The 25,643-nt window shown below is 71.3% G+C and carries 19 protein-coding genes and 1 riboswitch; of the genes, 9 read left to right on the forward strand and 10 right to left on the reverse strand.

Annotated elements, in window-relative coordinates; genetic code table 11:
* Positions 1–329: 329 nt before the first annotated feature.
* The gene (locus BCF74_RS11550) at positions 330–1,520 is read right to left on the reverse strand and encodes an MFS transporter (RefSeq protein ID WP_218279258.1); all 1,191 of its coding nucleotides are present in this window, start codon (positions 1,518–1,520) and stop codon (positions 330–332) included.
* Positions 1,521–1,578: 58 nt separating this feature from the next.
* Between BCF74_RS11550 and BCF74_RS11555 the strand changes: the two genes are divergently transcribed.
* The gene (locus tag BCF74_RS11555; RefSeq protein WP_106298115.1) at positions 1,579–2,493 is read left to right on the forward strand and encodes an ArsR/SmtB family transcription factor; all 915 of its coding nucleotides are present in this window, start codon (positions 1,579–1,581) and stop codon (positions 2,491–2,493) included.
* Between the two features lie 239 nt (positions 2,494–2,732).
* Here BCF74_RS11555 and ndk read toward each other — a convergent pair whose 3' ends face one another.
* Genes ndk through BCF74_RS11570 form a run of 3 tightly spaced genes read right to left on the reverse strand, consistent with a single transcriptional unit; the run spans position 2,733 to position 3,943 of the window.
* On the reverse strand, positions 2,733–3,155 hold the full coding sequence (gene ndk, locus BCF74_RS11560; protein WP_106298116.1) for a nucleoside-diphosphate kinase: 423 nt from the start codon (positions 3,153–3,155) through the stop codon (positions 2,733–2,735).
* Positions 3,156–3,206: 51 nt separating this feature from the next.
* A complete protein-coding gene (locus tag BCF74_RS11565; protein ID WP_106298117.1) occupies positions 3,207–3,680 on the reverse strand; it encodes a DUF4233 domain-containing protein in 474 nt (157 codons plus the stop codon).
* Positions 3,677–3,943 (reverse strand): hypothetical protein, encoded by a 267-nt coding sequence (locus BCF74_RS11570; RefSeq protein ID WP_106298118.1) that lies wholly within the window; start codon positions 3,941–3,943, stop codon positions 3,677–3,679. Before BCF74_RS11570 ends, BCF74_RS11565 begins: the two co-directional genes overlap by 4 nt.
* 261 nt (positions 3,944–4,204) lie before the next feature.
* Here BCF74_RS11570 and BCF74_RS11575 point away from each other — a divergent pair, with 261 nt between their 5' ends.
* On the forward strand, positions 4,205–4,783 hold the full coding sequence (locus BCF74_RS11575) for a cation efflux transmembrane domain-containing protein (RefSeq protein ID WP_245889317.1): 579 nt from the start codon (positions 4,205–4,207) through the stop codon (positions 4,781–4,783).
* Positions 4,784–4,975: 192 nt separating this feature from the next.
* Here BCF74_RS11575 and BCF74_RS11580 read toward each other — a convergent pair whose 3' ends face one another.
* Positions 4,976–5,950, reverse strand: a complete 975-nt coding sequence (locus BCF74_RS11580; protein ID WP_106298119.1) for a helix-turn-helix transcriptional regulator — start codon at positions 5,948–5,950, stop codon at positions 4,976–4,978.
* 97 nt (positions 5,951–6,047) lie between these two features.
* Between BCF74_RS11580 and BCF74_RS11585 the strand changes: the two genes are divergently transcribed.
* Positions 6,048–7,679, forward strand: a complete 1,632-nt coding sequence (locus tag BCF74_RS11585) for an MFS transporter (RefSeq protein WP_106298120.1) — start codon at positions 6,048–6,050, stop codon at positions 7,677–7,679.
* A gap of 204 nt (positions 7,680–7,883) precedes the next feature.
* Here the strand turns inward: BCF74_RS11585 and BCF74_RS11590 are convergent, their stop codons facing one another.
* Genes BCF74_RS11590 through ileS form a run of 3 tightly spaced genes read right to left on the reverse strand, consistent with a single transcriptional unit; the run spans position 7,884 to position 13,709 of the window.
* On the reverse strand, positions 7,884–9,275 hold the full coding sequence (locus tag BCF74_RS11590) for a bifunctional folylpolyglutamate synthase/dihydrofolate synthase (protein ID WP_170070226.1): 1,392 nt from the start codon (positions 9,273–9,275) through the stop codon (positions 7,884–7,886).
* A 59-nt stretch (positions 9,276–9,334) separates the two neighbouring features.
* Entirely contained in the window at positions 9,335–10,249 is a 915-nt protein-coding gene (locus tag BCF74_RS11595) for a sterol desaturase family protein (protein WP_106298122.1), read from the reverse strand.
* A gap of 46 nt (positions 10,250–10,295) precedes the next feature.
* Entirely contained in the window at positions 10,296–13,709 is a 3,414-nt protein-coding gene (ileS, locus tag BCF74_RS11600) for an isoleucine--tRNA ligase (RefSeq protein WP_106298123.1), read from the reverse strand.
* A gap of 369 nt (positions 13,710–14,078) precedes the next feature.
* A riboswitch (cobalamin riboswitch) is annotated at positions 14,079–14,151 on the forward strand.
* Between the two features lie 115 nt (positions 14,152–14,266).
* Between ileS and BCF74_RS17740 the strand changes: the two genes are divergently transcribed.
* From BCF74_RS17740 to BCF74_RS11620, 5 genes are read left to right on the forward strand one after another with little or no spacing between them, the layout of a single operon-like run.
* Positions 14,267–14,929: a hypothetical protein gene (locus tag BCF74_RS17740; protein WP_245889318.1), complete on the forward strand. Its 663-nt coding sequence runs from the start codon at positions 14,267–14,269 to the stop codon at positions 14,927–14,929.
* Positions 14,926–16,281: an energy-coupling factor transporter transmembrane component T gene (locus BCF74_RS17745; protein WP_245889319.1), complete on the forward strand. Its 1,356-nt coding sequence runs from the start codon at positions 14,926–14,928 to the stop codon at positions 16,279–16,281. The genes BCF74_RS17740 and BCF74_RS17745 overlap by 4 nt, the downstream gene beginning before the upstream one ends.
* Positions 16,278–18,101, forward strand: a complete 1,824-nt coding sequence (locus tag BCF74_RS11610) for an ABC transporter ATP-binding protein (RefSeq protein ID WP_106298125.1) — start codon at positions 16,278–16,280, stop codon at positions 18,099–18,101. The genes BCF74_RS17745 and BCF74_RS11610 overlap by 4 nt, the downstream gene beginning before the upstream one ends.
* A complete protein-coding gene (locus BCF74_RS11615; RefSeq protein ID WP_106298126.1) occupies positions 18,098–19,000 on the forward strand; it encodes an ECF transporter S component in 903 nt (300 codons plus the stop codon). The genes BCF74_RS11610 and BCF74_RS11615 overlap by 4 nt, the downstream gene beginning before the upstream one ends.
* 30 nt (positions 19,001–19,030) lie before the next feature.
* Positions 19,031–19,567: an NUDIX hydrolase family protein gene (locus BCF74_RS11620; RefSeq protein WP_106298127.1), complete on the forward strand. Its 537-nt coding sequence runs from the start codon at positions 19,031–19,033 to the stop codon at positions 19,565–19,567.
* Between the two features lie 217 nt (positions 19,568–19,784).
* Here the strand turns inward: BCF74_RS11620 and BCF74_RS11625 are convergent, their stop codons facing one another.
* Positions 19,785–20,549 carry a lysophospholipid acyltransferase family protein gene (locus BCF74_RS11625; protein ID WP_106298171.1) on the reverse strand — a complete coding sequence of 255 codons (765 nt, stop codon included), beginning with the start codon at positions 20,547–20,549 and terminating at the stop codon, positions 19,785–19,787.
* Between the two features lie 115 nt (positions 20,550–20,664).
* On the opposite strand from BCF74_RS11625, the gene BCF74_RS17100 reads away from it, so the two are divergent.
* Positions 20,665–21,423 carry a hypothetical protein gene (locus BCF74_RS17100; RefSeq protein WP_146132947.1) on the forward strand — a complete coding sequence of 253 codons (759 nt, stop codon included), beginning with the start codon at positions 20,665–20,667 and terminating at the stop codon, positions 21,421–21,423.
* Positions 21,424–21,649: 226 nt separating this feature from the next.
* On the opposite strand, the gene eccCa is transcribed toward BCF74_RS17100, so the two are convergent.
* Positions 21,650–25,618, reverse strand: coding sequence for a type VII secretion protein EccCa (gene eccCa / locus BCF74_RS11630; RefSeq protein ID WP_106298128.1), 3,969 nt, complete (start codon positions 25,616–25,618; stop codon positions 21,650–21,652).
* Positions 25,619–25,643 lie beyond the last annotated feature (25 nt).

Here is a 25,643-nt window from a genome sequence, read left to right on the forward strand (position 1 = left end):
CGAAACCCACCACCTCACCGCCTGGCGCGACGGCGGCCACACCCGCATCGACGACGCCGTCCCCCTCTGCGGCACCCACCACCACGCCATCGACCGCGCCGACACCGAACACTGGATCGAACGTGATGCCGACGGCCGCATCACCATCCACTTCCGACAACGACAAGCCACGGGTTGACCGCCCCGCCCCCGCCACCTCCATCCCCGAAACGACCACTGTGCCTCGCCCAGTCGAGCGATGTGTCGCGTCCACTGTGCTGCACCCGCCGCGCCTCGTCCCGCTGTGCCGACCCGCTGCGCCACGACCGACGAGCCCGGGACGCGGCAGGTCACCGAAACGCGCCCGGCATGGGTACCGGTGAACGCAGCTCCCGGGCGAGCGGGCGCAGGGTCGAGAGCGTGAGCAGGAGAGAAGCGGCGGCGCAGATCGCCATGGCGATCGACACCGGGACGACCTCGGCGAGCGAGCCGGCGACGATCGCGCCCACGCCCTGCATGGTCATCCGGCCCGAGCTCTCCACTCCCTGAACCTGACCTCGGACGGCCGCCGGCGTGAGCGCGAGCAGCCGCTCCTGGAGCGCGAGCGTGCCGGAGTAGCCGACCGTTGCCACGAGCACGAGTCCCGCCGCGACGGGCAACGCGGGATCGAGCGCGAAGGCGAGGAACGGCACGGCGAGCACGACCCGCATCCACGACGTGAGCCGGCGCCGCTGCTCGCGCGTGACGAGGCGGCCCATCGTGAGGTCGCCCGCGAGCATGCCGAGCGCCCCGGCCGCGAACAGCACCCCGGCGCCCTGACCGGCATACGGGACGAAGAGCGCCTCGCACCCGACGATGAGGCCGTTGGGCACCCACAGGTTGAGCAGGACCGGGCGCAGCCGCCGCTGTCGGATGAGCCACGCATTGACCCTCAGCGTCTGGCGCAGGCTCGGCCGGTCGACGGGGCGGGCCGAGGACCGGCGGACACCCAGCACCGGGACGGCGGACACGATGAGAAGCAGCACCGTGAGGAAGAACAACTGCCGCGGCGTCATGACCGCGAGCAGGAGCGCCGCACCCCCGAGACCAGCGATCTGCATCGCGCCCGTCGCGACGTTCATGAGGGATCGCGCCAGGGCGTAGGCCTGCTCGGGGACGACCTCGGCCAGCAGCCCGAGGCGGATCCCGCCGGCCACAGACAGGACGAGCCCCAACACCATGGCCAGCGCGAGCCGGACGAGCACGGGCAGACCGGGCACGGTCTGGACGAGCATGATCGCCGCGGCGAGGAGCGTGAGCGCGAGCAGGGCGCGTCGCGGTCTCCCGGTGTCGGCAGCCGACATGGCCGTGGACGCGCCGACGACCGTCGCGAGCGCCGGACCGAACAGGCTGAGCGCGGTGAGCAGCGGAGAGCTCGTCTCGTCGTTGACGAGGGTGGCCAGGGCCAGCCCGCCCAGCGACGTCGCGGCAATGAGGGCGGCGAAGCTCACGAAGAGCGCGCGGAACTCCCTGTGCCGCAACAGGGTCGAGTACGAGGTCACGCGCACCAGCCCATCGCGAGCCGGCACCCGCACATAGACTTTCGTGTGGAGGCGAAAGATGAGCGACTGGGTGCTGGGTCCGGACGTGCTCGCGCGTGCCCGCTTCGCCGTGTCGCATCTGGCCGTCGCTATGACCGCACTCGGCCGTCTGCACGCGCGACCCTCACCCGAGTTCGCCGCGACGCTGGCCGACCGACCCGTTCATCGGGCGCTGCTCGACGAGGGGATCGCTCGGCGTTGGATCGCCGACTGCTTCACGCCCGCGACCGAGCCTGCCGACTCCCTCCACGACGAGCTCGACGCGGTCCGGCGGACCCCCGACCGCCAGGTGCGACAGGACATCGAGCAGGTACGCGGCGTGATGCCGTCATCCACCCTGCGTCGAGCCCGCCGTCTCGGCGATGCCATCGCCGAGCTGCACACCCTCGCGTGGGGCCTCGAGGTCGCCGACGACTGGCCGCGGCTGCGCCGGGTTCTCGAGTCCGACATCGTCTCGCGCACGACGTCGCTGAGCCGTGGTGGCTGGGCGGCCGCGCTGACCGACCTGCGGCCGGGGACGGCATACCTCGGCGAAGGGGTGATGCGCATCAGCTCACATGACCTGCCGCCCAAGGACCTCACCGACGCGGACCTGACCTTCCACCCGGTGCAGGCCGGGCGCGGCTACGTCATGTGGGACCTTCCGGCGCGCCGCTTCGCCCTGACCTACCCGGCCACCGGCACCGGCCTGCGCGAGTCGACCCCGCCGGCAACGGCGCTGGCCGGACTCATCGGTGGCAACCGCGCCAGACTGCTCCGACTGCTCGACGCGCCCGCGTCCACGACGCAGCTCGTCGCCCGCTCAGGGCTGACCCTCGGCTCGGTCGGCAACCACCTCACCGTGCTGCGCGAGTCCGGGCTGGTGACCCGACGCCGGTCCGGGCGCGAGGTGCTCTACTGGCGTACCCCGCTCGGCGACGAGCTCGCGGGCTGACGCGCGGCTCCACCCGGAGGACGCCGGCGGCTGCCCATCGCCACCAGCGCAGCCCACCCGCGAGGGTGGGCTCACCGTGGCGGGTGGGAGACGTATGCCGGCCGCGCTGCTGCGCGGCCGGCATACGGGGACATCATGAGCGAGGAGCCACTGGCTCAGAGGCGTGTTCGAGGAGCCGGTGGCTCAGAGGCGTGTTCGAGGAGCCGGTGGCTCAGAGGCGTGTTCGAGGAGCCGGTGGCTCAGAGGTCGGGGAACCAGATGCCGATCTCGCGTGCAGCGGACTCGGGCGAGTCGGAGCCGTGGACGATGTTCTTCTGCACCTTCTCGCCCCAGTCGCGGCCGAGGTCGCCGCGGATCGAGCCGGGCGCGGCCTCCGTCGGGTTCGTCGCGCCGGCAAGCGAGCGGAAGCCCGGGATGCAGCCCTGGCCCTCGATGACGGCGGCCGTCACCGGGCCCGAGGACATGAACTCGACGAGCGGCTCGTAGAACGGCTTCCCCTCGTGCTCGGCGTAGTGGGCGGCGAGCATCTCGCGGGTCGGGGTCGTCACCGCGAGCGCGACGAGGGTGTACCCCTTCGCCTCGATGCGGCGCAGCACCTCCCCGGTGAGACCGCGGGCGTAGCCGTCTGGCTTGACGAGGACGAGTGAGCGTTCGGTGGTCACGCGCGCCAGCCTAGCGAGCGGGCCCGCGGCCTCGCGCAGTGTCCTCGGCGGTCATTGGCCGGGCCTCGCGTCGGGCCGCTCGCCGGGCCTCGCGTCGGGCCGCACGTCGGGCCACTCGTCCGCGTCGCCGGAGTCGGCGGCCCGCGCCCGCTGCGCCATCATCACGTCGACCTGTCGGCCCTTGAGAAGGCAGTAGACCCACAGCCCGGTGAAGACGAGGCCGACGCCGATCATCGCGGGGACGACGAGCGCGCTCGCCCAGGTGAGGAGCTGCACAACCCAGCCGAGCGGCAGCCCGAGCGGGGTCCGCATGAGGCCGGCGACGACGAACGCGAACACTCCGAGGGCGACCCCTCCCCAGAGGTAGGTCGACGCATGCGGGGACCCGGCGGCGGATGCGGTCGCGCGCGCGACGAGCGCGCCGAGGAGGATGACGATCCCCTGGCCACCGAGGACGGTCGCGAGCATCCGCCAGGTGAACGTCCCGACCGGGCCGGTGAGCTGGAGAGAGGTGCGCCGGCTCATCCGCGCTTCCACTCCCGCACGTCGATCGCCGCCTGGGCCGCGTCCTGCGGCGCCTTGGTCGCCTTGCGGTAGAGGCGCACCGCTGCACCCCGTTTGCCCTTGGCGAGGGCGTGGTCGATGGACTGCTGCACGTCGAGCGGCAGGTCCTCGACCGGCCGGAAGCTGACCCGGTCGCCACGGGTGCTCTCGCGCACCTTGGTCACGAGCCAGAAGACGAGCACCGCGATGACGACGATGAGCAGCAGCTTGGTGATCGGGTGCATGCCACGAGGGTATGCCGCGTGCGCTGGTTGGATGGAGCCGTGTCCCCTACCGAGCCGCGCGCCTCGCGCTCGCCTGCGCCCGAGGGAGCGTCCTCACCCTCCCGGCCCAAGGCAGCGTCCTCACCCTCACGGCCCAAGGCAGCGTCCTCACCCTCACGGCCCAAGGCAGCGTCCTCACCCTCACGGCCCGACGCAGCGTCCTCACTTTCACGACCGGATGCGCCCGGGGACACCGTCGACCCGGGACGACTGCGCCGGGTCGTGCTCGTCGTCGCCGGCCTGAACTTCGCCGCGTTCTGGGTCGAGGCGGCAGTGGCGCTCGCGATCGGGTCGGTGGCGCTCTTCGCCGACAGTGTCGACTTCCTCGAGGACACCTCGATCAACCTGCTCATCGCTTTCGCGCTGGGCTGGGGCCTGCGGCACCGGGCGGTCGCGGGACGTGTCATGGCCGGGCTCATGCTGCTACCCGCGGGGGCGGCGCTCTGGCAGGCGGTGTCGAAGTGGGGCGCACCGGAGGCGCCCGATGTGCGCTGGCTCGTCGCGACGGCCGGCGGGGCGGCGGTCGTCAACGGGTTCTGCGCGTGGCTGCTCGTCCGGATCCGGACCTCCGGCGGCAGCCTGTCGCGGGCGGCCTATCTCTCTGCGCGCAACGACGTCCTCGTCAACGTCGCGATCATCGTGATGGGCCTCGTCACGGCGGTGACACGGTCCGGTTGGCCGGACCTCCTACTCGGCCTCGGGATCATCGCGCTGGCACTGCACTCGGCGGCGGAGGTGTGGGAAGCCGCCGGTGAGGAGCGGCTGGCGGCCAAGGCCCTCGCTGGCGAGGAGATCGGCTGAGCGTCAGCGCGAAGGCTGAGCGCGAGTGCGAAGCATGAGCCGACCCACTCCGCGAGTCAGCGCACACGAAGACGCAACAGGACGGCATACGGCAACGTCTGCGTGGATGGTCAAGAAACTGACCACCCACGCAGACGCAAGCAATCGGGGCGAGGGCGGGCTGGGGCTCACGTGGCGTACGTGGTCTGCCTGTCAGCGCGCGGTCGCCGCTGCGGTGAAGCGGGTGGCCCAGTCGTCAAGGGCGCGGACCAGATCCTCGGGTGCGTCCTCGACCTCGAACGGCGCACCCACGACACCGAGCCCGAGCAGGGCCCACTGGGGCTGGCTCGCGTCCATCTCGACGCGACAGGTTGCCCGGCCGACCGGTGTGACCTGGGCCCACCGGCCGATGCGTTCCTCGACCTCCGTGGCCGGTGCATGGACCAGTGCGGTCACCTGCTGGCCACGGTCGCGTTGCGAGAGTCCTTGTCGGACAAAGGATGCCGCGTCGCCGCCGGGAATCTCGCGCCGCCGGAACCGGGCCCGGGTCCCCATCGGCGCCGAGAGCCGGTCGAGCCGGAACGACCGCCAGTCGAAGCGTTCAAGGTCGTAGGCCGCGAGGTACCAGCGCCGCCCGACGGTGACGAGCTGGTGTGGCTCGACGTGGCGCCCGCGGTCCTCGCCGGCCGCCGCGCCACCGGCCGCGGTGTAGCGGAAGCGCAGCCGCTCGCCGTCGCGAATGCACTGCGACAGCGTGGCGAGGACCTCGGCCGACACCTCGGGAGCCGGGGCGAACGGTGAGTCGACGGTTGCGGCGCGCAGCGCCTCGGCGCGTCGCTTGAGCTTCGCCGGGAGGACCTGGACGACCTTGGACAGCGCGGAGAGGGAGGCCTCCGCGAGTGGGCCGCTGCCCTGGTGCGCGGCGCTGCCGAGGGCGACCGCCATCGCGATGGCCTCGTCCTCCTCGACGGTGAGCGGCGGCATCGCGGCTCCGGCGGCGAGCTGGTAGCCGCCGTCGACGCCGCGCGTCGCATCGACGGGGTAGCCGAGCTCGCGGAGCCGCTCGATGTCGCGCCGCAGCGTGCGCTCGGAGACCTCGAGGCGACCGGCGAGCTCGCTGCCCGGCCAGAAGCGGTGCGTCTGGAGGAGCGAGAGGAGTCGCAGGGTGCGGGAGCTCGTGTTCGCCATGAATCCATCATCGCTCGCAATGCGGTCAGGAAGTGGCCTGAATGCTCCCTAGCGTCGAGATCGACCGAAGCAGGAGAGCACGACGACAGGAGCAGTGATGACGACGGCGACCACCGCCACTCCCCCGGCCGATGCGACACCGGAGGCAGACCCGACAGGCGACGGAACGGCATACGGGACAACGGATTTCGCGACGCAAGACGACGCTCGGCACGGGCTGCTTCCGACAGGGAGGGCGCGCACCATCGCGCTGCTCAGCCTCTTCCTCGCCTCGACGATGGAGCTGCTCGACACGACGATCGTCAACGTCGCGCTCCCGACGATCGAGGCGGCCCTCGGTGCGAGCGCGACCCAGCTGCAGTGGATGGTGGCGGCGTATCCGTTGGCATTCGCGCTCGGGCTCATCACCGGGTCGCGACTGGGCGACCTGCTCGGCCGCAAGCGCGTCTTCATCGTGGGGCTCGCCGGGTTCACGGCGATGTCGGCGGCCTGCGGGCTGGCACCGAACCCCGAGCTGCTCGTCGCGGCCCGCGCCCTCCAGGGGCTCGCGGCCGCCGCGATGATCCCGCAGGTGCTCTCGAGCCTGCAGGTGATGTACCGCCCCGAGGAGCGGGCGAAGGCGATGGGGCTGTTCACCGGCCTCGCCGGGCTGTCGGCGATCCTTGGGCCAGTGGTCGGTGCCGTGCTCACCGAGGCCGACCTCGGTGGTCTGGGGTGGCGCTCGATCTTCCTCGTCAACGTCCCCTTCGGGGTGCTCGCGATCGTCGCGGCGCTGCGCTGGGTGCCGGAATCCGTTGCGGCAGTGGCGCCTCGGCTCGATGTGCGCGGGGTCACCGTGCTGGCGGTCGGGCTGTTCGCCGTGCTCTACCCGCTGACCCTCGGTCGCGAGCTCGGCTGGCCCGCGTGGGTGTATGCCGCGATGGCCGGCGGCGTGGTCGTGCTCGCGTGGTTCGCCCGCGGTCAGGTGCGTGCGGAGCGTGCCGGGCGTGAGCCGCTGGTGGCGCTGAGCCTCTACGGCGAGCGCGGGTTCGCTGCGGGGTCGGTGCTCAACGCGGTGCTGTTCATGGCGATGGCGGCGTACTTCCTCTGCCAGACGATCTACCTCCAGGCGGGGCTCGGCTGGTCGGTGCTCAAGGCCGGGCTCGTGGGGGTGCCGTTCGCGGTGGCGACGACGGTCTGCGCGGGGCTCGCGGTCACGGTGCTCGTGCCGCGGATCGGACGGCGCGTGCTCCAGCTCGGGGCCCTGGTCTGGGCCGCGGGTGCCGGACTGCTGGCGTTGACCGTGCACGGCGCCGACGCGACGACGTCGTGGTGGGCGTTCGTGCCGGCGCTCGTCGTGTCGGGTGTCGGGTTCGGGCTCATGGTCTCGCCGATCGGCGTGTTCACGCTGGCCGGGGTGCCGGTGGAGAAGGCGGGCTCGGCGTCGGGGCTCTTCAGCACGACGGGCCAGCTCGCCGGTGCTGCTGGCGTGGCGGTGATCGGGTCGCTGTTCTTCTCGGTGCTCGAAGCGCACGCGTCGGCCGTGCCGTCGCAGATGTTCGGCCCGGCGTTCCAGGTCGTGCTGCTCGTCCTCGTCGGGCTGCTGCTCGTCGCCGCTGCGGTCGCCCGGGCGCTGCCCGCCACGGCGCCACAGGGAGGCGCGACGCGTGAGGGCGCGCCGCGTGAGGACGCGCCGGGTGGGGCTGAACGACCGTTGGAGGCTGAGCGGGACGGATCGTCTGTTTCCTGATCGAACACTCCGATCTTGCGTCGTCCTTTGGGCCACTCGGGGTGGTCCAAAGGACGACGCAAGATCAGAGCATGTGGCGGCGCGAGCTCGGGTGGCCCGACTTGCGACGCCCCAACCTCGGGGCGGCGCCCGAGAGGAGGGCGCTCCCGGGCCGGCCGACCCGCGCCGAGAGGAGGGCACTCCCGGGCCGGCCGGCCCCGCGGGTCAGGCGTCGGTGACGCCCAAGAGCATGCGCACCTCGGCGGCGGTGATGACCGAGCCCGTGGCCAGCACGCCGCCACCGACGCCACCCTCGTCCGCAAGGGCCGCGGCCCGGTCGAGCGCGTCGGGCAGGTCCTCGACAACCGTCACCCGCGCATCCCCGAAGACACCCCGGGCGATCTCGCCGAGGTCGTGCGGGCGCATCGCGCGAGGTGAGGTCGTCCGCGAGATGACGACCTCGTCGAGGACCGGCTCGAGGATCTCGAGCATCTCGGTGGCGTCCTTGTCCTTGAGGATCGCGATGACCCCGACGAGCTTGGTGAAGGTGAACGCCTCGTTCAGCGCGTCGCGCAGGGCAAGCCCACCGGCGGGGTTGTGCGCCGCGTCGACGAGCACTGTGGGGCTGCGGCGCACGACCTCGAGCCGGCCCGGGGAGGTCACCCGCGCCAGTCCGGCGCGCAGCACGTCGACGTCGAGGGCCTGCTCTCCGCCGCCGACGAACGCCTCCACGGCCGCGACGGCCAGCGTGACGTTCTGGGCCATGTGCGCACCGTGCAGCGGCACGAAGAGGTCGGGATACGTGGCCGCCAGCCCGCGGATCGTCAGCGCCTGACCGCCCACCGCGACGTCGGCCGACTCGATGCCGAACTGCTCACCCTCGTGCGCGATCTGCGCTCCGACCTCCTCGGCGCGCTCGTCGAGGATCGCGGTGACGGCCGGGTCGTTCTGCACGGCGGAGACGGCGATGCCGTCGGCCTTGATGATCCCCGACTTCTCCAGCGCGATGTCGGTCTCGGTGTCACCGAGGAAGTGCCGGTGGTCGAGCGCGATGGGCGTGATGACCGCGACCGAACCGTCGGCGACGTTCGTCGCATCCCACGCCCCGCCCATGCCGACCTCGACGACGGCGACGTCGACGGGCGCGTCGGCGAACGCGGCATACGCGACGGCGACGAGCACCTCGAAGTACGTCATCCGCGGACCACCCTCAGCGGTGAAGCGCGCGTCGACGACCCCGATGAGCGGCGCGACGTCGTCGTAGGCCGCGAGGAACCGCTCGGCCGTGATCGGTCGCCCCCCGATGACGATGCGCTCGAGCATCGAGTGCAGGTGCGGCGACGTGAACCGCCCAGTCTTCAGCCCCATCTCGTCGAGGACCGTCTCGATGACCCGGGCCGTCGTGGTCTTGCCGTTCGTGCCGGTGAGGTGGATGACGGGGAACGTGTGCTGCGGGTCTCCGGCGAGCTCCATGACGGCCTGGATCCGGTCGATCGACGGCTCGAGGTCGTGCTCCGGGGCGCGCGCGAGGATCGACTCCTCGACCTCGCGCATCCGCTTGGTGATCTCGAGGGTGCGCGCTGCCTCGCGCTGGGCGGAGTCGGGGGCCGGTGACATGCCGCCCATTGTCTCAGGCGTCGTATGCCGTCCCGTGCCGCACCGTGGACCGGCTCGCCTCAGCGGGTGACCGTCTCGGACCCCGGGGGCAGCGTCGGGTGACCGGGCGCCCAGCCCGGCGGCCCGAAGAGGTAGCCGGCGCGCTCGCGCCAGGTGCGCGCGCGGCATACGTCACGGAACACCGCAGCGAACTCGACGTACTGGAGCCGGAACGGGTTGTGCGTCGTCACCGGCACGGTGAGCCCGTAGACCGGCACGTCCTCCTCCTCGGCATACGTGCCGAACAGCCGGTCCCAGACGATGAGGATCCCGCCGTAGTTGCGGTCGAGGTACTGCTTCTGGCTCGCGTGGTGGACCCGGTGGTGGCTCGGGGTGTTGAGGACGAACTCGACCGGCGCCCACAGCTTCGGGATCGTCTCGGTGTGCACCCAGAACTGGTAGATGAGGTTGAGCGAGAAGGCGAAGAAGATCATCCACGGCGGCACCCCGAGCAGCGGCAGCGGCGTCCAGAAGAGCAGCTCACCCCATGGGTTCCACTTCTGCCGCAACGCGACGGAGTAGTTGAAGTACACCGACGAGTGGTGCGCCTGGTGGGCCGCCCAGAGGATGCGGATGCGGTGGCTCGCGCGGTGGTAGGCGTACCAGAGCAGGTCGACGGCGAGCAGCGTGAACACCCACGTCCACGGGCTGCTCGCATCGAGGTGCCACGGCGCGACCGACCACAGCGCGAAGTAGAGGAACAGTGCCGCGAACCGGGCCCCGAGGTTGATGACGACGGAGCCGAAGCCGCTGGCGAGGTTCGACGCGGTGTCCTTCGCGGCATACCCCATCCGGCCGGGGTCGCCCGGCTCGTCGTGGTCGTCGAGGTACTTCAGCGACAGCAGCTCGAGACCGATGAACAGCGCGAAGAACGGCAGCGCGAAGAGCACCGGGTCGTGCGTCGGGTCGCTCATGATCGCCCAGGGGCTGTCCATGACCCCGAAGGTTACCAACGGGTATGCCGGTGGGCCGGCTCCCGCGTCAGAGCCTGGCGACGCGGATGCGCGCCTTCTCGCCGTCGCTGAGGTCGACCTCGACGGTCCCGTTCTCCAGCGGCAGGGCCTCGAGCTGCGGAGCCGAGCCGAACTGGGTCGCGAGCGTCTCGTCGACGATGAGGCCCTGGTGCGCGACCGTCGCCTCCCACACCGGCTGCGAGCCCGTGATGGTCAGCGAGATCCGGTCGCTCACGTCGAGCCCGGCCTCGCGACGGGCCTGCTGCACCGCGCGGATGACGTCGCGGGCGAGGCCCTCCGCGGCGAGCTCGGGCGTGACCTCCGTGTCGAGGACGACGAAACCGCCGCCCGGCAGGACCGCCGTGGCACGCGACTGCTCGCCCCCGCCCTCCACGACCGTCTCGAGGACGTACTCGCCCTCGACGAGCTCGAGCCCGCCACTGGTGACGGTGCCGTCCTCGGCGACCGACCAGTCACCGGACTTGCTGCCCTTGATGGCCTGCTGGACGTCACGGCCCAGGCGCGGGCCAGCCGCGCGGGCGTTGACGGTGAGCCGCTGCGTCACGCCGAAGTCGCTCTCGCCCACCGCGTCGAGGTCGAGCAGCGACACCTGGCGGACGTTGACCTCGTCGGCGATGATCGGCGCGAAGTCGCGCAGCGCGGCGGCGTCCGGCACCGCGACGGTGAGGTCACGCAGCGGCAGGCGCACCCGCAGCTTCTCGGCCTTGCGCAGCGACGAGGCGACCGAGCAGATCGCCCGCACCTGGTCCATCCGGGCGACGAGCTCGTCATCGGCCGGCAGCTCGTCCGGCGAGGGCCAGTCGGTGAGGTGCACCGAGCGGCCGCCGGTGAGGCCGCGCCAGATCTCCTCCGAGACGAGCGGCAGGAGCGGAGCCGTGACCCGGGTCAGTACCTCGAGCGTCGTGTAGAGCGTGTCGAACGCGGCACGCGCGTCGGCCGCGCTCTCGGTGGTCTCGGCACCGGTTCCGCTGTCCCAGAAGCGTTCTCGCGACCGGCGGATGTACCAGTTCGTCAGCACGTCGACGAAGCCGCGCACCGAGTCGCAGGCCCCGGCGACGTCGAGACCGTCGAGCTGGGCGGTCGTCGTCTCGACGAGCTGGCGCAGCTTCGCGAGCAGGTAGCGGTCGAGAGGTGCGGTGGACTCGGTGGAGCGCTGGGCGTCATACCCCTTGCTCTCGCCGTCGCCGTCGCCATCGGCGCCGCCACCGCTGTCGCCACCGCCGAAGGCGTTGGCGTAGAGCGAGAAGAAGTACCAGCTGTTCCACAGCGGGATGAGCACCTGGCGCACGCCCTCGCGGATGGCCTCCTCGGTGACGATGAGGTTGCCGCCGCGCAGGATCGGCGAGCTCATGAGGAACCAGCGCATCGCGTCGGCGCCGTCGCGGTCGAACACCTCGGTGACGTCGGGGTAGTTGCGCAGCGACTTGCTCATCTTCTGGCCGTCGTTGCCGAGGACGATGCCGTGGCAGATGACCGACGTGAACGCGGGCCGGTCGAACAGCGCCGTCGCGAGCACGTGCAGCGTGTAGAACCAGCCGCGCGTCTGCCCGATGTACTCGACGATGAAGTCGCCCGGGAAGTGGTGCTCGAACCAGTCGCGGTTCTCGAAGGGGTAGTGCACCTGCGCGAACGACATCGAGCCCGAGTCGAACCACACGTCGAGGACGTCCTCGACGCGGCGCATCGTGGACTGGCCCGTCGGGTCGTCGGGGTTGGGCCGGGTCAGCTCGTCGACGAACGGGCGGTGCAGGTTCGGCTCGCCGTCACGGTCGCGCGGCAGCCGCCCGAAGTCGCGCTCGAGCTCCTCGAACGAGCCGTAGACGTCGATGCGCGGGTACTCGGGGTTGTCCGAGCGCCAGACCGGAACAGGGCTGCCCCAGAAGCGGTTTCGCGTGATCGACCAGTCGCGGGCGTTCTCGAGCCAGCGGCCGAACTGGCCGTCCTTGACGTGCTCGGGCACCCACTCGATCTGCTGGTTGAGCTCGACCATGCGGTCCTTGAACTTCGTCACCTCGACGAACCACGACGAGACACCCTTGTAGATGAGCGGCTCGCGGCAGCGCCAGCAGTGCGGGTAGGAGTGCATGTAGGACTCGCGGCGCAGCAGCACCGTGCCCGGCGTCACCGAGCCGATGTCGCCGGCGCCCGCGCCGCGCGTCGCCGCCTTGAGGTGCTCGATGATCGGCACGTTGGCGTCGAAGACGAGCATGCCGGCGTACTCGTTCACCGGCGCGGTGAAGGCGCCGTCGGCGCCGACCGGCATGACCGGCTCGATGCCCTCGCGGTCGGTGACCTCCTTGTCGACCTCACCGAAGGCGCCGGCGGTGTGGACGACACCGGTACCGTCGGTCGTCGTCACGGCGTCGTCGGCGGCGACGATGCGGAACGCGTTCTCGTGCCCCGCGTAGTAGGAGAACGGCGGGGTGTAGGTGCGCCCCACGAGCTCGGAGCCCTTGTAGCGGCCGAGCACCGTCGGCTCCTCCCCGAGCTCGCGCGCGTAGTGCCCGAGCCGCGCCTCGGCGAGCAGGTACCGCGCCGTCGCGCCGTCTGCGCCGTCCGCGCCGTCCGCGCCGTCCCCACCGGCCTCGCGCCCCGGCACCGGCGCCTCGACGACGACGTAGTCGATGTCGGAGCCGACCATGGCCGCCAGGTTGCTCGGCAGCGTCCACGGCGTCGTCGTCCACACGAGCAGGTGCGCGCCGTCGAGGACGGCGTCCTCACCGGTGGAGTCGAGGACCATGCCGACGGTGACCGCCGGGTCCTGGCGCATCTGGTAGACCTCGTCGTCCATCCGCAGCTCGTGGTTCGACAGCGGCGTCTGGTCGTTCCAGCAGTAGGGCAGGACGCGGAAGCCCTCGTAGATCAGCCCCTTGTCGTGGAGCGCCTTGAACGCCCACATCACCGACTCCATGTACGGCGCATTGAGCGTCTTGTAGTCGTTGTCGAAGTCGACCCACCGCGCCTGGCGGGTGACGTAGGCCTGCCACTCGTCGGTGTACTTGAGCACCGAGGCACGACAGGCGTCGTTGAACTTCTCGATGCCGAGCTCGAGGATCTCGTCCTTGGTCTTGATGTCGAGCTGGCTCATCGCCTCCAGCTCGGCCGGCAGGCCGTGGGTGTCCCACCCGAACCGGCGCTCGACCCGGTGCCCGCGCATCGTCTGGTAGCGCGGCACGAGGTCCTTGACGTAGCCGGTGAGCAGGTGCCCGTAGTGCGGCAGCCCGTTGGCGAACGGCGGGCCGTCGTAGAAGACGAACTCGTTCTCGCCGTTCTCGCCCGCGTCGCGCTGCTCGACGGAGGCCCGGAAGGTGTCGTCGTCGGCCCAGTACGCGAGCACCCCCTCCTCGATCTGCGGGAACGACGGGGAGGCGGGCACGCCGAGTGCGGCGCCGGGGTGGCTGGAGACCTTGGGGTAGGTCATGTCGGGTGGCTCCTGCGGGTCGTCGGTCGTCAGGGTGTGGCTCGACGGGTGTCGGTCTGCTGACGAGGACGAAGGGCCGTCCCGTCCGGCGTATGCCGTCCGGTCGCCTCCGCGGTACCACCTCGCTTGCCGCAGCCGCTCGCCCGAGGCGGGCGGACGGCATACGGCCGCTCTTGCACCAGGTCGTGACGTGACCCCGACGTTCGGTTCTAGTGAGCGGAGCAAGGGCCCCGCCGTTCTTCCGAAGGCTCGCCGCTGATGACGGCTCGAACGCCTGTGAGGGCAGTCTACGCAGGCCGCCGGGCGCCACCCAACCGCGTTACACTCGGTGGGTTCGCCGGACATCGGCGAGCACCCACCGCGACGCGGGGGGAAGCCGGTCGAAGTCCGGCGCTGACCCGCAGCCGTAGGCCGCCCGCGAGGGTGGCGAGCCGGAATGCCCCGTCGTCGCGAGCGGCTCCACATCACCGTCGAGGTCACGGGACGGAGCCCGGACGGTCGGCAGGAGCCGGGTTCGGGCGGTCGTCACGAACCGCTGAGGAAGGCTCTCGCCCACCATGATTCGCATCGCTCGTCGCCTTCGCGTCATCACGCCTCTCGCGCTCGCTGCGCTCGTCGGTATGCCGGCCGCGGCCGTCGCCGAGACCTCACCCGGCGCGTCGGCCTGCTCCGGGGTCACCGTCGTCGTCGAGTCCTCCGAGGGCACGACGACGAGGTGCGCGCCGGGCGACCCGGCCACCGCCACGGAGGCGCTCGAGGCCGCCGGGCACGAGATCACCTGGACCAAGGCCTACGACGGCAAGGTCATCTGCCGCATCGACGGCGTCCCGGAGTCGGACACCTGCGCGGCGATGCCGCCGGCGACGGCGTTCTGGGGCTTCTTCCAGGCCGACCCGCAGAAGCCCGGTGCCGCGTGGGCCTTCGCCACCGCGGGCGTCAGCGACGTCGACCCGGCGCCGGGGACCGCCATCGGCTTCCGGCTCGGCGACGGCGCGCTGCCGCAGACCTCTCCGGAGGCAGCGGTGGCGTCGGCGAGCCCGTCGGCCGCGGCGTCCCCGTCGAGCGACGCATCGACCGACGCGGCAGACGCCGCCGACGAGACCGCGGACGACGGGTCGGGCAGCTGGGCCCTCGTCGCGGGGCTCGTCCTGCTCGCGGCCCTCGTCGCGGCCGTCGCTCTCGTCGCCGCGCGCCGACGCCGGGGCGAGACGGTGGGGTGAACGGCCTCGGCGGGGTGAACGGCCTCGGCGGGGCCGTGCCGCGTTCGGTGCATCCTGCCGCGTGGTGGCTGTGGGCCATCGCGCTGGCCGTCGCGGTGAGCCGCGTGACGAACCCCTTCGTGCTGCTCACTGCACTCGGCGTCGCCGCGCTGGTCGTCGTGGCCCGTCGCGGGTCGTCGCCGTGGGCCCGGTCCTTCCGGCTCTACCTGTGGCTCGGCGCCTTCATCGTCGCCGTCCGGGCCGTCCTGCACATCGTCGCCGGGCTGAAGACCGGCGAGACGGTGATCCTGCCCCTGCCCGAGGTCGCGCTGCCGTCGTGGGCCTCCGGGATCAACCTCCTCGGCGACGTCCGGCTCGAGGGCTTCGTCGCGGCCGTCTGCGAAGGCCTCCGTCTCGCCGTGATGATCGCCTGCATCGGCGCGGCCAACGCCCTCGCCAACCCGAAGCGTCTCCTGCGCAGCCTTCCCGGCGCGCTGTCGGAGGTCGGATCGGCGATCGTCGTGACGATCACCGTCGCACCGCAGCTCGCCGACAGCGTGCAGCGCGTCATGCGCGCCCGCGCGCTGCGCGGGGAGTCCGCACGCGGCATACGGGCACTGCCCCGGGTCGCGCTGCCCGTCCTCGAGGACACCCTCGACCGCTCGATCATGCTGGCAGCGGCGATGGACTCGCGCGGCTACGGGCGGCGCCGGGTCCTCTCGCCGGCGGTGCGCGTGCTCACGGCGGTCTGCACCCTCGGCGGCCTGCTCCTCAGCGCCATCGGCATCTACGGCGTCCTCGACGCGACGACCCCGGGCTGGCTGGGCGCACCGGCCCTCACCGCGGGGGTCGGCATGTCCCTCCTCGGCATCTGGCTCGGTGGCCGCGCCAACGCGCGCACGACCTACCGCCGCGACCCTTGGGGCGCTCCGGAGTGGGTCACCGTCGCCTGCGGCACCGCTGCCGTCGTGGGGGTGCAGCTGACGTTGCGCGGCGACGCCGCGTCATTGGGTATGCCGGTCGCGCCCCTCGCCGTCCCCGCGCTGCCGTTGCTCGCGCTCGGTGGGCTCCTGGTGGCCGGGCTCCCCGCATTCGTGACGCCCGAGCCGCCGCGCCCCGCACCCCGGGGCCCCGCCTCCCCACTGATTGCCGATTCCGTGCGCCCCGACACCCCCAGAACCCCACTGATTGCGCAAACTTCGCATCCGAACGCCCCCTCCTTCCGTACGTCTCCCCGACTGATTGCGCAGACTTCGCATCCGAACGCCCCCTCCTCCCGCACGTCTCCCCGACTGATTGCCCAGAGTTCGCACCGACGCGTGCGAAGTATGCGCAATAAGTCCCAGGCCTGGGCAGTGGAGGGCGAGTCATGACCGGGCCCGCGGTCGTCCTCGACCGCGTCAGCGTCCACTTTGACGACGCCGACGCGCCGGTCCTGCGCGACGTGTCCGTCCACGTGGAGGAGGGCGAGCTCGCGCTCGTCGTCGGACGCACCGGCTCGGGGAAGTCGACCCTGCTGGGCACCATGACCGGCATCGTCCCGCACTTCACCGGTGGGACGCTCTCGGGCCGCGTCCTCGTCCACGGACGCGACACCCGTGAGCACCGGCCGCGCGACCTCGCGGATCTCGTCGGGGTCGTCGGGCAGGACCCGCTCGCGGGCTTCGTCACCGACACCGTCGAGGAGGAGCTCGCCTACGGGATGGAGCAGCTGGGCCTGTCCGCTGCGACGATGCGCAAGCGTGTCGAGGAGACACTCGACCTCCTCGGCATCGCCGACCTGCGCGGGGCGGCGCTGCGTGAGCTCTCCGGCGGCCAGCAGCAACGGGTCGCGATCGGTTCGGTCCTCACCACCCATCCCAAGGTCATCGTCCTCGACGAGCCCACGTCGGCCCTCGACCCCACCGGCGCGGAGGACGTGCTCGCGACGATCACCCGTCTCGTGCACGACCTCGCCGTCACCGTCGTCGTCGCCGAGCACCGCATGGAGCGTGTCCTGCAGTACGCCGACACGGTCATCCACGTCGGCACCGATGGTCTTGTCTCGCAAGCAGATCCGGCGACCGCGATGGCCACCTCGACCGTCGCTCCGCCGGTCGTCCAGCTCGGCCGCTGGGCCGGCTGGTCACCACTGCCGCTGTCCGTGCGCGACGCGCGCCGCCGGGCCGCCTCGCTCCGCGGCCTCCCCCACACCTCGGAATCCTTGCCGCACAACCACCTCGACCGGCTGGATGCTGCGCGGTCCGAAGCAGCCCGGCCCCGGGCAACACGGTCCGAAGCAGCGCGGCCCGCATGGCGCACGGCCAGGAACGCCACCGAGCAGTCGGCTCTCGTGGCCACCGACGTCGCGGTGACCCACGGCCACGTCGTCGCAGTCGCCGGCGTCGACCTCACCCTGCACCCCGGCGAGATCACCGCACTCATGGGCCGCAACGGCGCCGGTAAGTCCTCGCTCCTCTGGGCACTCCAGGGCTCGGGTCCGATGCGCTCCGGGTCGGTGCGCGTCACCGGTGACATCGACCCCCGGCGTCTCGACGCGGGGCAGCGACGCCGCCACGTCGGCCTCGTGCCGCAGTCCGCCGCCGACCTGCTCTATCTCGACTCGGTCGTGGCCGAATGTCGACAGGCAGACCGCGAGAGCGGTCGCCCGGCGGGCACCAGCCGCGCGCTCCTCGACAGGCTCGCACCCGGCATACCGGACGACCGTCACCCCCGGGACCTGTCCGAGGGACAGCGTCTCGCGCTCGTCCTCGCCGTGCAGCTCACCGCGGACCCACCGGTGCTGCTCCTCGATGAGCCGACGCGGGGCCTCGACTATGCGGGCAAGGCTGCGTTGCGGCAGGCGCTGCGCGCTCTCAGCGATGACGGCCGCTGCGTCGTCGTGTCCACGCACGACGTGGAGTTCGTCGCCGAGACCGCCGACCGCGTCGTCGTCATGGCCGCCGGTGACGTCGTGGCCGACGGCACGACCCGCGAGGTCGTCGTCGCCTCCCCGGCTTTCGCGCCCCAGATCTCCAAGATCACCTCCCCTCAACCGTGGCTCACCCTCGACGACGTGCGTGCGGCCGTCGCCGACACCGACGGGGTTGTGGGGACCACCGATACCGACACGGTCGTGGCGACCGCCGGCCGTGACGGGCTCGTGGGTACTGCCGGCCGAGACGGGGTCGACGCTGGGGAGGACCGGCCATGACCGGTGCGCGCGCCCTACGAGTCGAACCGCGCCGTACCCGGGCCATCACCTTGCGGCCCCGGTCGGCCGCGGCGATCGCTGCCGTGAGCCTCGCGGGTGTCGTCGCCTTCGCATGGCCCCTGCTCGTCGACCCGGGCACGGCCCTCGCGGACTCCACGAACGCCCCGTTGCTGTTCTCCCTCCTCATGCCGCTCCTCCTCGCCGTCGTCCTCGCGGAGATCTCCGAGGGTGGCCTCGACGTCAAGGCGGTCGCGATGCTCGGCGTCCTCTCCGCCGTGGGCGCCGCCCTCCGCCCCGTCGGCGCGGGCACTGCAGGTCTAGAGACCGTCTTCTTCCTTCTCATCCTCGGTGGCCGGGTGTTCGGTGCGGGATTCGGCTTCGTCCTTGGCGCGACGACCCTGTTCGCGTCGGCCCTCATCACCGGCGGTGTCGGGCCGTGGCTGCCGTTCCAGATGCTCGGGGCGGCGTGGGTGGGGCTCGGCGCAGGGCTGCTGCCCCCACTGCGCGGCAAGGCCGAGATCGCGATGCTCGCGGCATACGGCGCAGTGGCCGGACTGCTCTACGGCGTGGCGCTCAACCTCATGTTCTGGCCCTTCACGACGGGTCTGGACACCGAACTGTCGTTCGTCGCAGGGGCACCGGTGGTCGAGAACCTGCAGCGGTTCGTCGTCTTCAGCCTGGCGAGCTCACTGGGCTGGGACGTGGGCCGCGCCCTGACCAATGCCGCCCTCATCTCGCTGACCGGCAGCATCGTGCTACGCACTCTGCGGCGGGCGGCTCGCAGGGCGGCGTTCGCAGCGCCCGTCACGTTCGCAGCGCCCGTCACGTTCGAGCCCGGGCCGCCATCGGCGACATCGACCGCGCCCACCACCGCCCACACGCAGACCACGTCCGGTTGACCCACGACGGGCTTTGGCACAATCGCCGCCATGAGTCCTCTCGAGCTCGACGACACGACCGCCTGGCTGAGCCGGGAGGAGCTCGACAACGCCCGCGAGCGCCTGCCGATTCTCTATGTCGACGCGGTGCCGGTGCGGGTCGACGAGCGCGGCGCGGTGACGTCGGTCGGGCTGTTGTTGCGGGCCTCCGACGGTGAGATCCAGCGCGAGCTCGTGTCGGGGCGGGTGATGTACCACGAGCGGGTGCGGGACGCCCTGCTGCGGCACCTCGAGAAGGACCTCGGCCCGATGGCGCTGCCGGCCGTGCCACCGTCACCGGTGCCGTTCACCGTGGCCGAGTACTTCCCGACGCCGGGCGTGACGCCGTTCCACGACCCGCGCCAGCATGCCGTGTCGCTTGCGTTCGTCGTGCCCGTCGCCGGCGACTGCGCGCCCCAGCAGGACGCGCTCGACCTCGCCTGGCTCAGTCCCGAGGACGCGCTCGCCCCCGCCGTGCTCGCCGAGATGGACCGCGGCCACGGTGTGCTGCTGCGACAGGCGCTCGCCCACCTCGGGCACCCCGTCTGACGGACCTGAGCGCAGCGGACGGGACGACGGCCGGCGCCCGGCCATCCCCTGCTCGCGACGTGCCTTTGCTTCCGCCCGCTGCAGCAGATGTGGTTGTTTGCTCCAGCGGGCCGGAGCAAGTGTGGTTATTTGCTCCAGCGGGCCGAAGCAAGTGTGGTTATTTGCTCCCGTATGTCGGAGCAAAGGCACCTCTCGTGGAGAGCACCTGCTCCACCGGTCAGCGCTCGCGGCCCTTGTTGAACTTGTCGACGGTGCGCGTCATGTCGGCTTTGTCGAGCGCCGCCGCGTCCTCGGGCGTGGGTGCCGTCCCACCGAGCCGGGCCGGCTGGTAGACGAGGTCGTCGCCGGTCATCGCCGGGTACGCCGCCTGCTGCGCGTCGAGCTGCGCCTGCATGACGTCGCGCAGCCGCAACGTGGCAGCCGCACGGTCCTCCTCCGGCGCGACAGTGATCGGCTCACCGACCGTGATGAAGACGGGAATGTTGCTCCGGCCGAGGTGCTTGGGCAGGTTCTTGCTCCACACCCGCTGCGAGCCCCAGATCGTCGTCGGCAGGATCGGCACGCCGGCCTCCTGCGCCATCCGGACCGCTCCCGGCTTGAACTCCTTGAGCTCGAACGAGCGCGACATCGTCGCCTCTGGGAAGACACCGACGATCTCGCCGTGCTTGAGGGCCTGCACCGCCCGGTTGAACGACTCGCGGCCGTCGCGTCGGTCGACCGGGATGTGCTTCATGCCGCGCATGAGCGGGCCGGCGACGCGGTGCGAGAAGATCGACTTCTTCGCCATGAAGCGCACGAGACGCTTCGAGCGGCGGGCGACCAGCCCGGCATACGTGAAATCGAAGTAGCCGGTGTGGTTGATCGCCATGACGGCGCCGCCGCTGCGAGGCACGTTGTCCTCGCCCTCCATGACGAACTTCAGCCCCTGCCCGAAGAAGACAACGCGGGCCGTGCCGATGATCGAGGTGTAGAGCGGTTCGATGGGCGCCATGGCGGACAGCCTACGGTGCCGTAGGTTGCGTCCGTGCTCCCTAGGTTGCGTCGGTGCGCCGTCGCCCGCGGTATGCCGCCGGCGCACCTCTTCGTAGGGTCGCCTTGTGACGGATCCCATGGCTGACCCCGCAGACGCATACCTCGATCCTGAGGGTAAGGGGATGCGCCTTTCGCGAAGACTCGTCCTTGTAGCACTGGCCCTGTTGGCGTTGACGATCTCGGTGTGGACCGCAACCCGACCGAATCTGAACAGTATTTTTCTCAGCGCTAGGTTCCCAAACCCCGTTGCGGCGATCTCGTGGGTGATCTTGCTTGTGCTACTCCTATTCCAGGTCAGCGCAAAGATTCGCCCGTTTACAATAGGCATCGCCTTCATCCTCGCATTTCCCATGCCGCTGTACGGCGCGGTCGGTGCAACTGCCTTGTACGGTCAGTTCGTAATGGACCGAGTACCCGCGGAAGTCTCAGCAGTAGGCGCTGCTCCCGGACGCGGCCCCTACGTGGTCACATACAGGTTCGTCGACGGCAGCACCGAGCGAGGAACCTGGGAGTACGTCTCCCCTTATGGCAGCCGCGGCGATGCGAACTACACCGCACCCAGCGTGGGCACGGAGGTCACGGTGATGCGCGATCCACGAGGCGTGTTGCCTCCGCGCACGGCAAGTCGCACCGAAGGAACGCCGGAAGGCACCACGTCGGCCCTGTTGTACGCCACGCCCGCGCTACTGGGGACAGTGGTCCTCTCGGCGGTCATCGCATCGGTGCTGACCCGGCGGCGCAGCTTCATCACCGACTCGTCGCGACCCGGCGTCAGTCCAGCGGCGGCAGGGGACGCTCCCTCAGCTCCCGGACCATCTTCATGACCTCGGCCTGCTCTTCACGCACCGCACTGAAGGTGGAGTAGTTGAGGCGGTAGTCCTCGTCCGATTCCGGTTCTTGCTGGAGTTCCGGGAGTTTGTCCGCCTTCTCCTCTGCGACCGAACGGACGAACTCTGCCTCGGAGCTGTCGTCGTCGCCGGAAAGGACTCGCTCAAGACTTGTCTCAATAGGGGAGAAATGCCCCCGCAGACCGGCACGGCTCAGCAGCGGTCAGCTGTGCTTGGCCGGCAGCCAGCCGAACTGGACGAACTGGTTGCCGAGGTCGCGGGTGACCAGGCGACCACGGCCGGGCGGCTGGATCGAGCCCTTGATGTTGCCGACGAGGGCACCCTCGTCAGGCGGCGTCGAGAGCATGATCCCGGGCGCGGCGAGGTCGCGCAGCGCCTGCAGGACCGGTTCGTAGCTCGACCGCGACGCACCTCCGGAGCGGCGGGTGAGCACGAGGTGCAGACCCACGTCGGCAGCCTGGGCGAGGAGGGGCACGAGCGGACGCAGCGGCGAGCCGGACGAGGTCACGACGAGGTCGTAGTCGTCGACGAGGATGAACGCCTCCGACCCGGACCACCAGCTGCGGGCACGCAGCTGCTCGGGGGTGATGTCCGGCCCGGGCAGGCGCGTCCGCAGGAAGGCGGTGAGGCCCTCCATCTCGGCGGTGACCTGCTCCTCGGTCGTCATGTACTCGGCGACGTGCTCCTGCGGCAGCTCGCCGAGCAGCGATCGGCGGTAGTCGACGACGAAGAGCTTCGCCTGGTCCGGTGTGTAGAGCCGGGCCACCTCGCTGGCATAGGCGCGCAGCATCGCCGACTTGCCGGAGTCCGAGTCGCCGAAGAGGTAGAGGTGGGAGTCCTCCTCGACGTTGACACCGACCGGCTCGAGGTTGCTCTCGTTGATCCCGAGCAGGACGCGCTTGTCGCCCGCTCCGGCCTGGGACCGCAGCTGGTCGAGCGTGATCATCTCGGGCAGCAGCCGCAGCTTCGGCGGCGTGGGGCCCTGCCACGCGGCGTCGACCTTGGCGATGAGGTCCTCGACACCTTCGCCGAGGTCGTCGACGCTGCCGCTGTCGTCGATGCGCGGGATGCCGGAGAGGAAGTGGTGCTTGGTCATCGTGATACCGCGGCCGGGCCGGCCCTTGGGGACGTTGGCGGCAACCTTGCGGTCGATCTCGGAGTCTCCGGGGTCACCGAGACCGAGCTCGACCCGGGTCCCGAGCATGTCGCGGATCGACATGCGGAAGTCCATCCAGCGCGAGGTCGTGATGACGACGTGGATGCCGAAGGTGAGACCGCGACCGGCGAGCCCGCTGATCGTCGCCTCGAGCTCGTCGAACTCGGCGCGGATCGTCGGCCACCCGTCGACGACGAGGAAGACGTCGCCGTAGCCGTCGTCGGCCCGGCCCTCGGCGCGGCGGCGGCGGTAGGTCTCGATGGAGTCGATGCCCTGGGCCCGGAAGTAGGCCTCGCGCTTGTCGATGATCCCGGAGATCTCGGCGATGGTGCGGCGGACCACGTCGGGCTCGTTGCGGTTCGCCACGCCGGCGACGTGAGCCAGCCGCGAGAACGGCGTGAAGGTGCCGCCACCGAAGTCGAGGATGTAGAACTGGGTCTCCAACGGGGTCGTCGTCAGCGCGATCGACGAGACGAGGGTGCGGACGAACGTCGAGCGCCCGGTACGCGGACCGCCGACGACCGCGACGTGGCCGGCCGCACCGCCGAGCTGCATGACGAAGAGCTCGCGGCGCTGCTCGAGCGGGCGGTCGACGATGCCCATGGGGAAGACGTAGCTGCCCTGGGCGCGCCAGCGCTTGCTCACGAGACCGAGCTGGGGGTCGGGGGCGAGGTCACCGAGGAGCTGGTCGAGCGAGTTCGGCACGTCGAGCGGCGGGAGCCACACCTGGTGCGCCGGGCGGCCCTTGCCCTTCATGCGCGACACCGCGATGTCGAAGACGGCGCGGGTCTCCTCGGGCTCACCGGTGGGCTGGGCCTCCTCCTCGACACGGGGGGCAGCCGAGATCGCCTTGGCCGTGGTGAACGGCAGGACCTGCATCGCCGCGCCCGCGCCGCCGCCGGTGGCCGCCCGCCGTCGGCCCTTCGGCGGACCGGAGACGTATGCCGCCTTGAACTTCAGGAGCGTCGTCTGGTCCGGCTTGAGGTAGCCCAGACCCGGCACCGGCGGCAGCTCGTAGGCGTCCGGGACCCCGATGACGGTGCGGGACTCACCGGCGGAGAAGGTGCGCAGACCGATCCGGTAGGACAGGTGCGACTCGAGCCCGCGCAGCCGTCCCTCTTCGAGGCGCTGCGAGGAGAGCAGCAGGTGCATGGACAGCGACCGCCCGAGTCGCCCGATGGCGACGAAGAGGTCGGCGAACTCCGGCTTGGCGGACAACAGCTCGGAGAACTCGTCGGCCACGATGAGCAGCGCCGGCAGCGGCTCGAGGTCGGCCCCGGCCGCACGCGCCTTCTCGTAGTCGGTGACGTTGGCGAAGTTGCCGGCGGAGCGGAGCAGCTCCTGTCGGCGGGTCATCTCGCCCTGGAGCGCGTCCTGCATGCGCTCGACGAGGGTGAGCTCCTGGCCGAGGTTGGTGATGACCGCGGAGACGTGCGGCATGTCCGCCATCCCTGCGAACGTCGCGCCACCCTTGAAGTCGACGAGGACGAAGTTGAGCTGCTCGGACGAGTGCGTCATCGCGAGCGCGAGCACGAGCGTGCGCAACAGCTCGGACTTGCCGGAACCGGTGGCGCCGATGACGAGGCCGTGCGGCCCCATGCCCTGCTGGGCGGACTCCTTGATGTCGAGCGCGACGACCTGGCCGCTGCCGCCGACACCGATGGGCACCCGCAGCCGGTCGCGCTGGAGGCGGGGCCGCCACGCCGTCGCGGGGTCGAAGTCGCGGACGTCGCCCAGGCCGAGGAGGTCGACGAGCTCGGTGCTCGTCGTGAGGGCATCGCGCACCTCGACCTCGCCACTGACGAACATCGGCGCGAGGCGGCGTGCCGCGGCCTCGGCCTCGGTCACCGTCATCTGGTCGGCGAGCCCCTTCGCGCCGCCACGGCTGAGGCTGAGGATCTCGAAGGGCACCTGCCCGGTCGTCGTTCCGTGTCGCTCGCTCTCGACCGCGAGCCGCAGGGTCGTCGTCGAGTCGAGCTCACCCCACTGCTCGGGCAGGTCGATGACCGTGACACCGAGGACCCCCTCCTCGGTCACGAGCGGGTTGTGCCGCGGCAGGCGGGCGCCGTCGACGACGACGACGACGTGCGGAGCCGGAGGCTGGCTCGTCGGACCGAAGCGAGGCCGGTCGGTGACGTCGTCGGGGAGCAGCTCGAGCAGCTCGTCGACCGACTCGGCGACGAGGCGCATCGGACCGACGGCGTCGCGTTCTGTGGGGCTGAGCGCGTGCGGCAGCCACTTGAGCCAGTCCCACTCCTCGCGAGAGTCCGGTCCGGTGAGCGCCGCGACGATGAGCGTGTCCGGTGAGTGCATGACCGCGGCGTTGACGACGAGCGAGCGCGCGAGCGCCCGGGCCGGCGCCGCCTCACCGGTGATCTGGACTCGCGCCCAGGCCGGCAGCGACACCGACGCGGGCAGCCCCTGCTGCACGCGGTGCGTGGTCAGCAGCCGGTGCAGCGCCGACGCCGCGACGGGGTCGAGCTGGGCGAGCGGCGGCGTCTCGGCCGGTTCGAGGGTGAGGCACAGTGGCTGCGCCGTCGTGCCCATGCGCACGTGGAGGAAGTCGTCGTCGGCCGGGAGCCGCTCCCACACGCGGCTCTTCTCCTCGGCGAGGAGCGGCAGCGACGTCGGGGCGGGATAGTTCCACAGTCCCGCTTCCCGCTGTTTCGCGGCGGCGTCCCGGACCGTCTCGCGCACCTCCGCGAGGTAGGCGAGGTACTCGCGCCGGTTCGAGATGACCTCGCTGGTGTGCTGCTGGCGCTGGCGCAGACCGCTGGAGAAGACGAACCCGAGGGAGGCGACGAGGAACATCCCCGCGCCGATGATGCCCCGGGGGCCGGGCTGTGACAGGGCGACGAAGCCCATGGAGCCGACCGAGCCCAGCATCGGCACCGCCTGCATGAGGATGTTGCTCACACCCTCGGCCGGCGTGATCTCCGGCGGTGGCTGCAGGACGATCCGTCCGGTGGGGACCGACGGTGCGTCCTGTCGCGTCCCTCCGACTGTCGCGGTCACGCTTCCCTCCCGAGTGCTCGTTCGT

The organism is Knoellia remsis (genome assembly GCF_003002895.1).
In the GTDB taxonomy this organism is placed as follows: Bacteria; Actinomycetota; Actinomycetes; order Actinomycetales; family Dermatophilaceae; genus Knoellia; species Knoellia remsis.

What these genes read in the sequence shown, in the direction of transcription:
- BCF74_RS11615 (WP_106298126.1), top strand. Translation starts at nt 18,098, where the DNA reads ATGACCGGTGCGCGCGCCCTACGAGTCGAACCGCGCCGTACCCGGGCC.
- BCF74_RS11570 (WP_106298118.1), bottom strand. Translation starts at nt 3,943, where the DNA reads ATGCACCCGATCACCAAGCTGCTGCTCATCGTCGTCATCGCGGTGCTC.
- BCF74_RS11595 (WP_106298122.1), bottom strand. Translation starts at nt 10,249, where the DNA reads ATGGACAGCCCCTGGGCGATCATGAGCGACCCGACGCACGACCCGGTG.
- BCF74_RS11610 (WP_106298125.1), top strand. Translation starts at nt 16,278, where the DNA reads ATGACCGGGCCCGCGGTCGTCCTCGACCGCGTCAGCGTCCACTTTGAC.
- BCF74_RS11565 (WP_106298117.1), bottom strand. Translation starts at nt 3,680, where the DNA reads ATGAGCCGGCGCACCTCTCTCCAGCTCACCGGCCCGGTCGGGACGTTC.
- BCF74_RS11585 (WP_106298120.1), top strand. Translation starts at nt 6,048, where the DNA reads ATGACGACGGCGACCACCGCCACTCCCCCGGCCGATGCGACACCGGAG.
- BCF74_RS11620 (WP_106298127.1), top strand. Translation starts at nt 19,031, where the DNA reads ATGAGTCCTCTCGAGCTCGACGACACGACCGCCTGGCTGAGCCGGGAG.
- BCF74_RS11555 (WP_106298115.1), top strand. Translation starts at nt 1,579, where the DNA reads ATGAGCGACTGGGTGCTGGGTCCGGACGTGCTCGCGCGTGCCCGCTTC.
- BCF74_RS11590 (WP_170070226.1), bottom strand. Translation starts at nt 9,275, where the DNA reads ATGTCACCGGCCCCCGACTCCGCCCAGCGCGAGGCAGCGCGCACCCTC.
- ileS (WP_106298123.1), bottom strand. Translation starts at nt 13,709, where the DNA reads ATGACCTACCCCAAGGTCTCCAGCCACCCCGGCGCCGCACTCGGCGTG.
- BCF74_RS11580 (WP_106298119.1), bottom strand. Translation starts at nt 5,950, where the DNA reads ATGGCGAACACGAGCTCCCGCACCCTGCGACTCCTCTCGCTCCTCCAG.
- BCF74_RS17740 (WP_245889318.1), top strand. Translation starts at nt 14,267, where the DNA reads ATGATTCGCATCGCTCGTCGCCTTCGCGTCATCACGCCTCTCGCGCTC.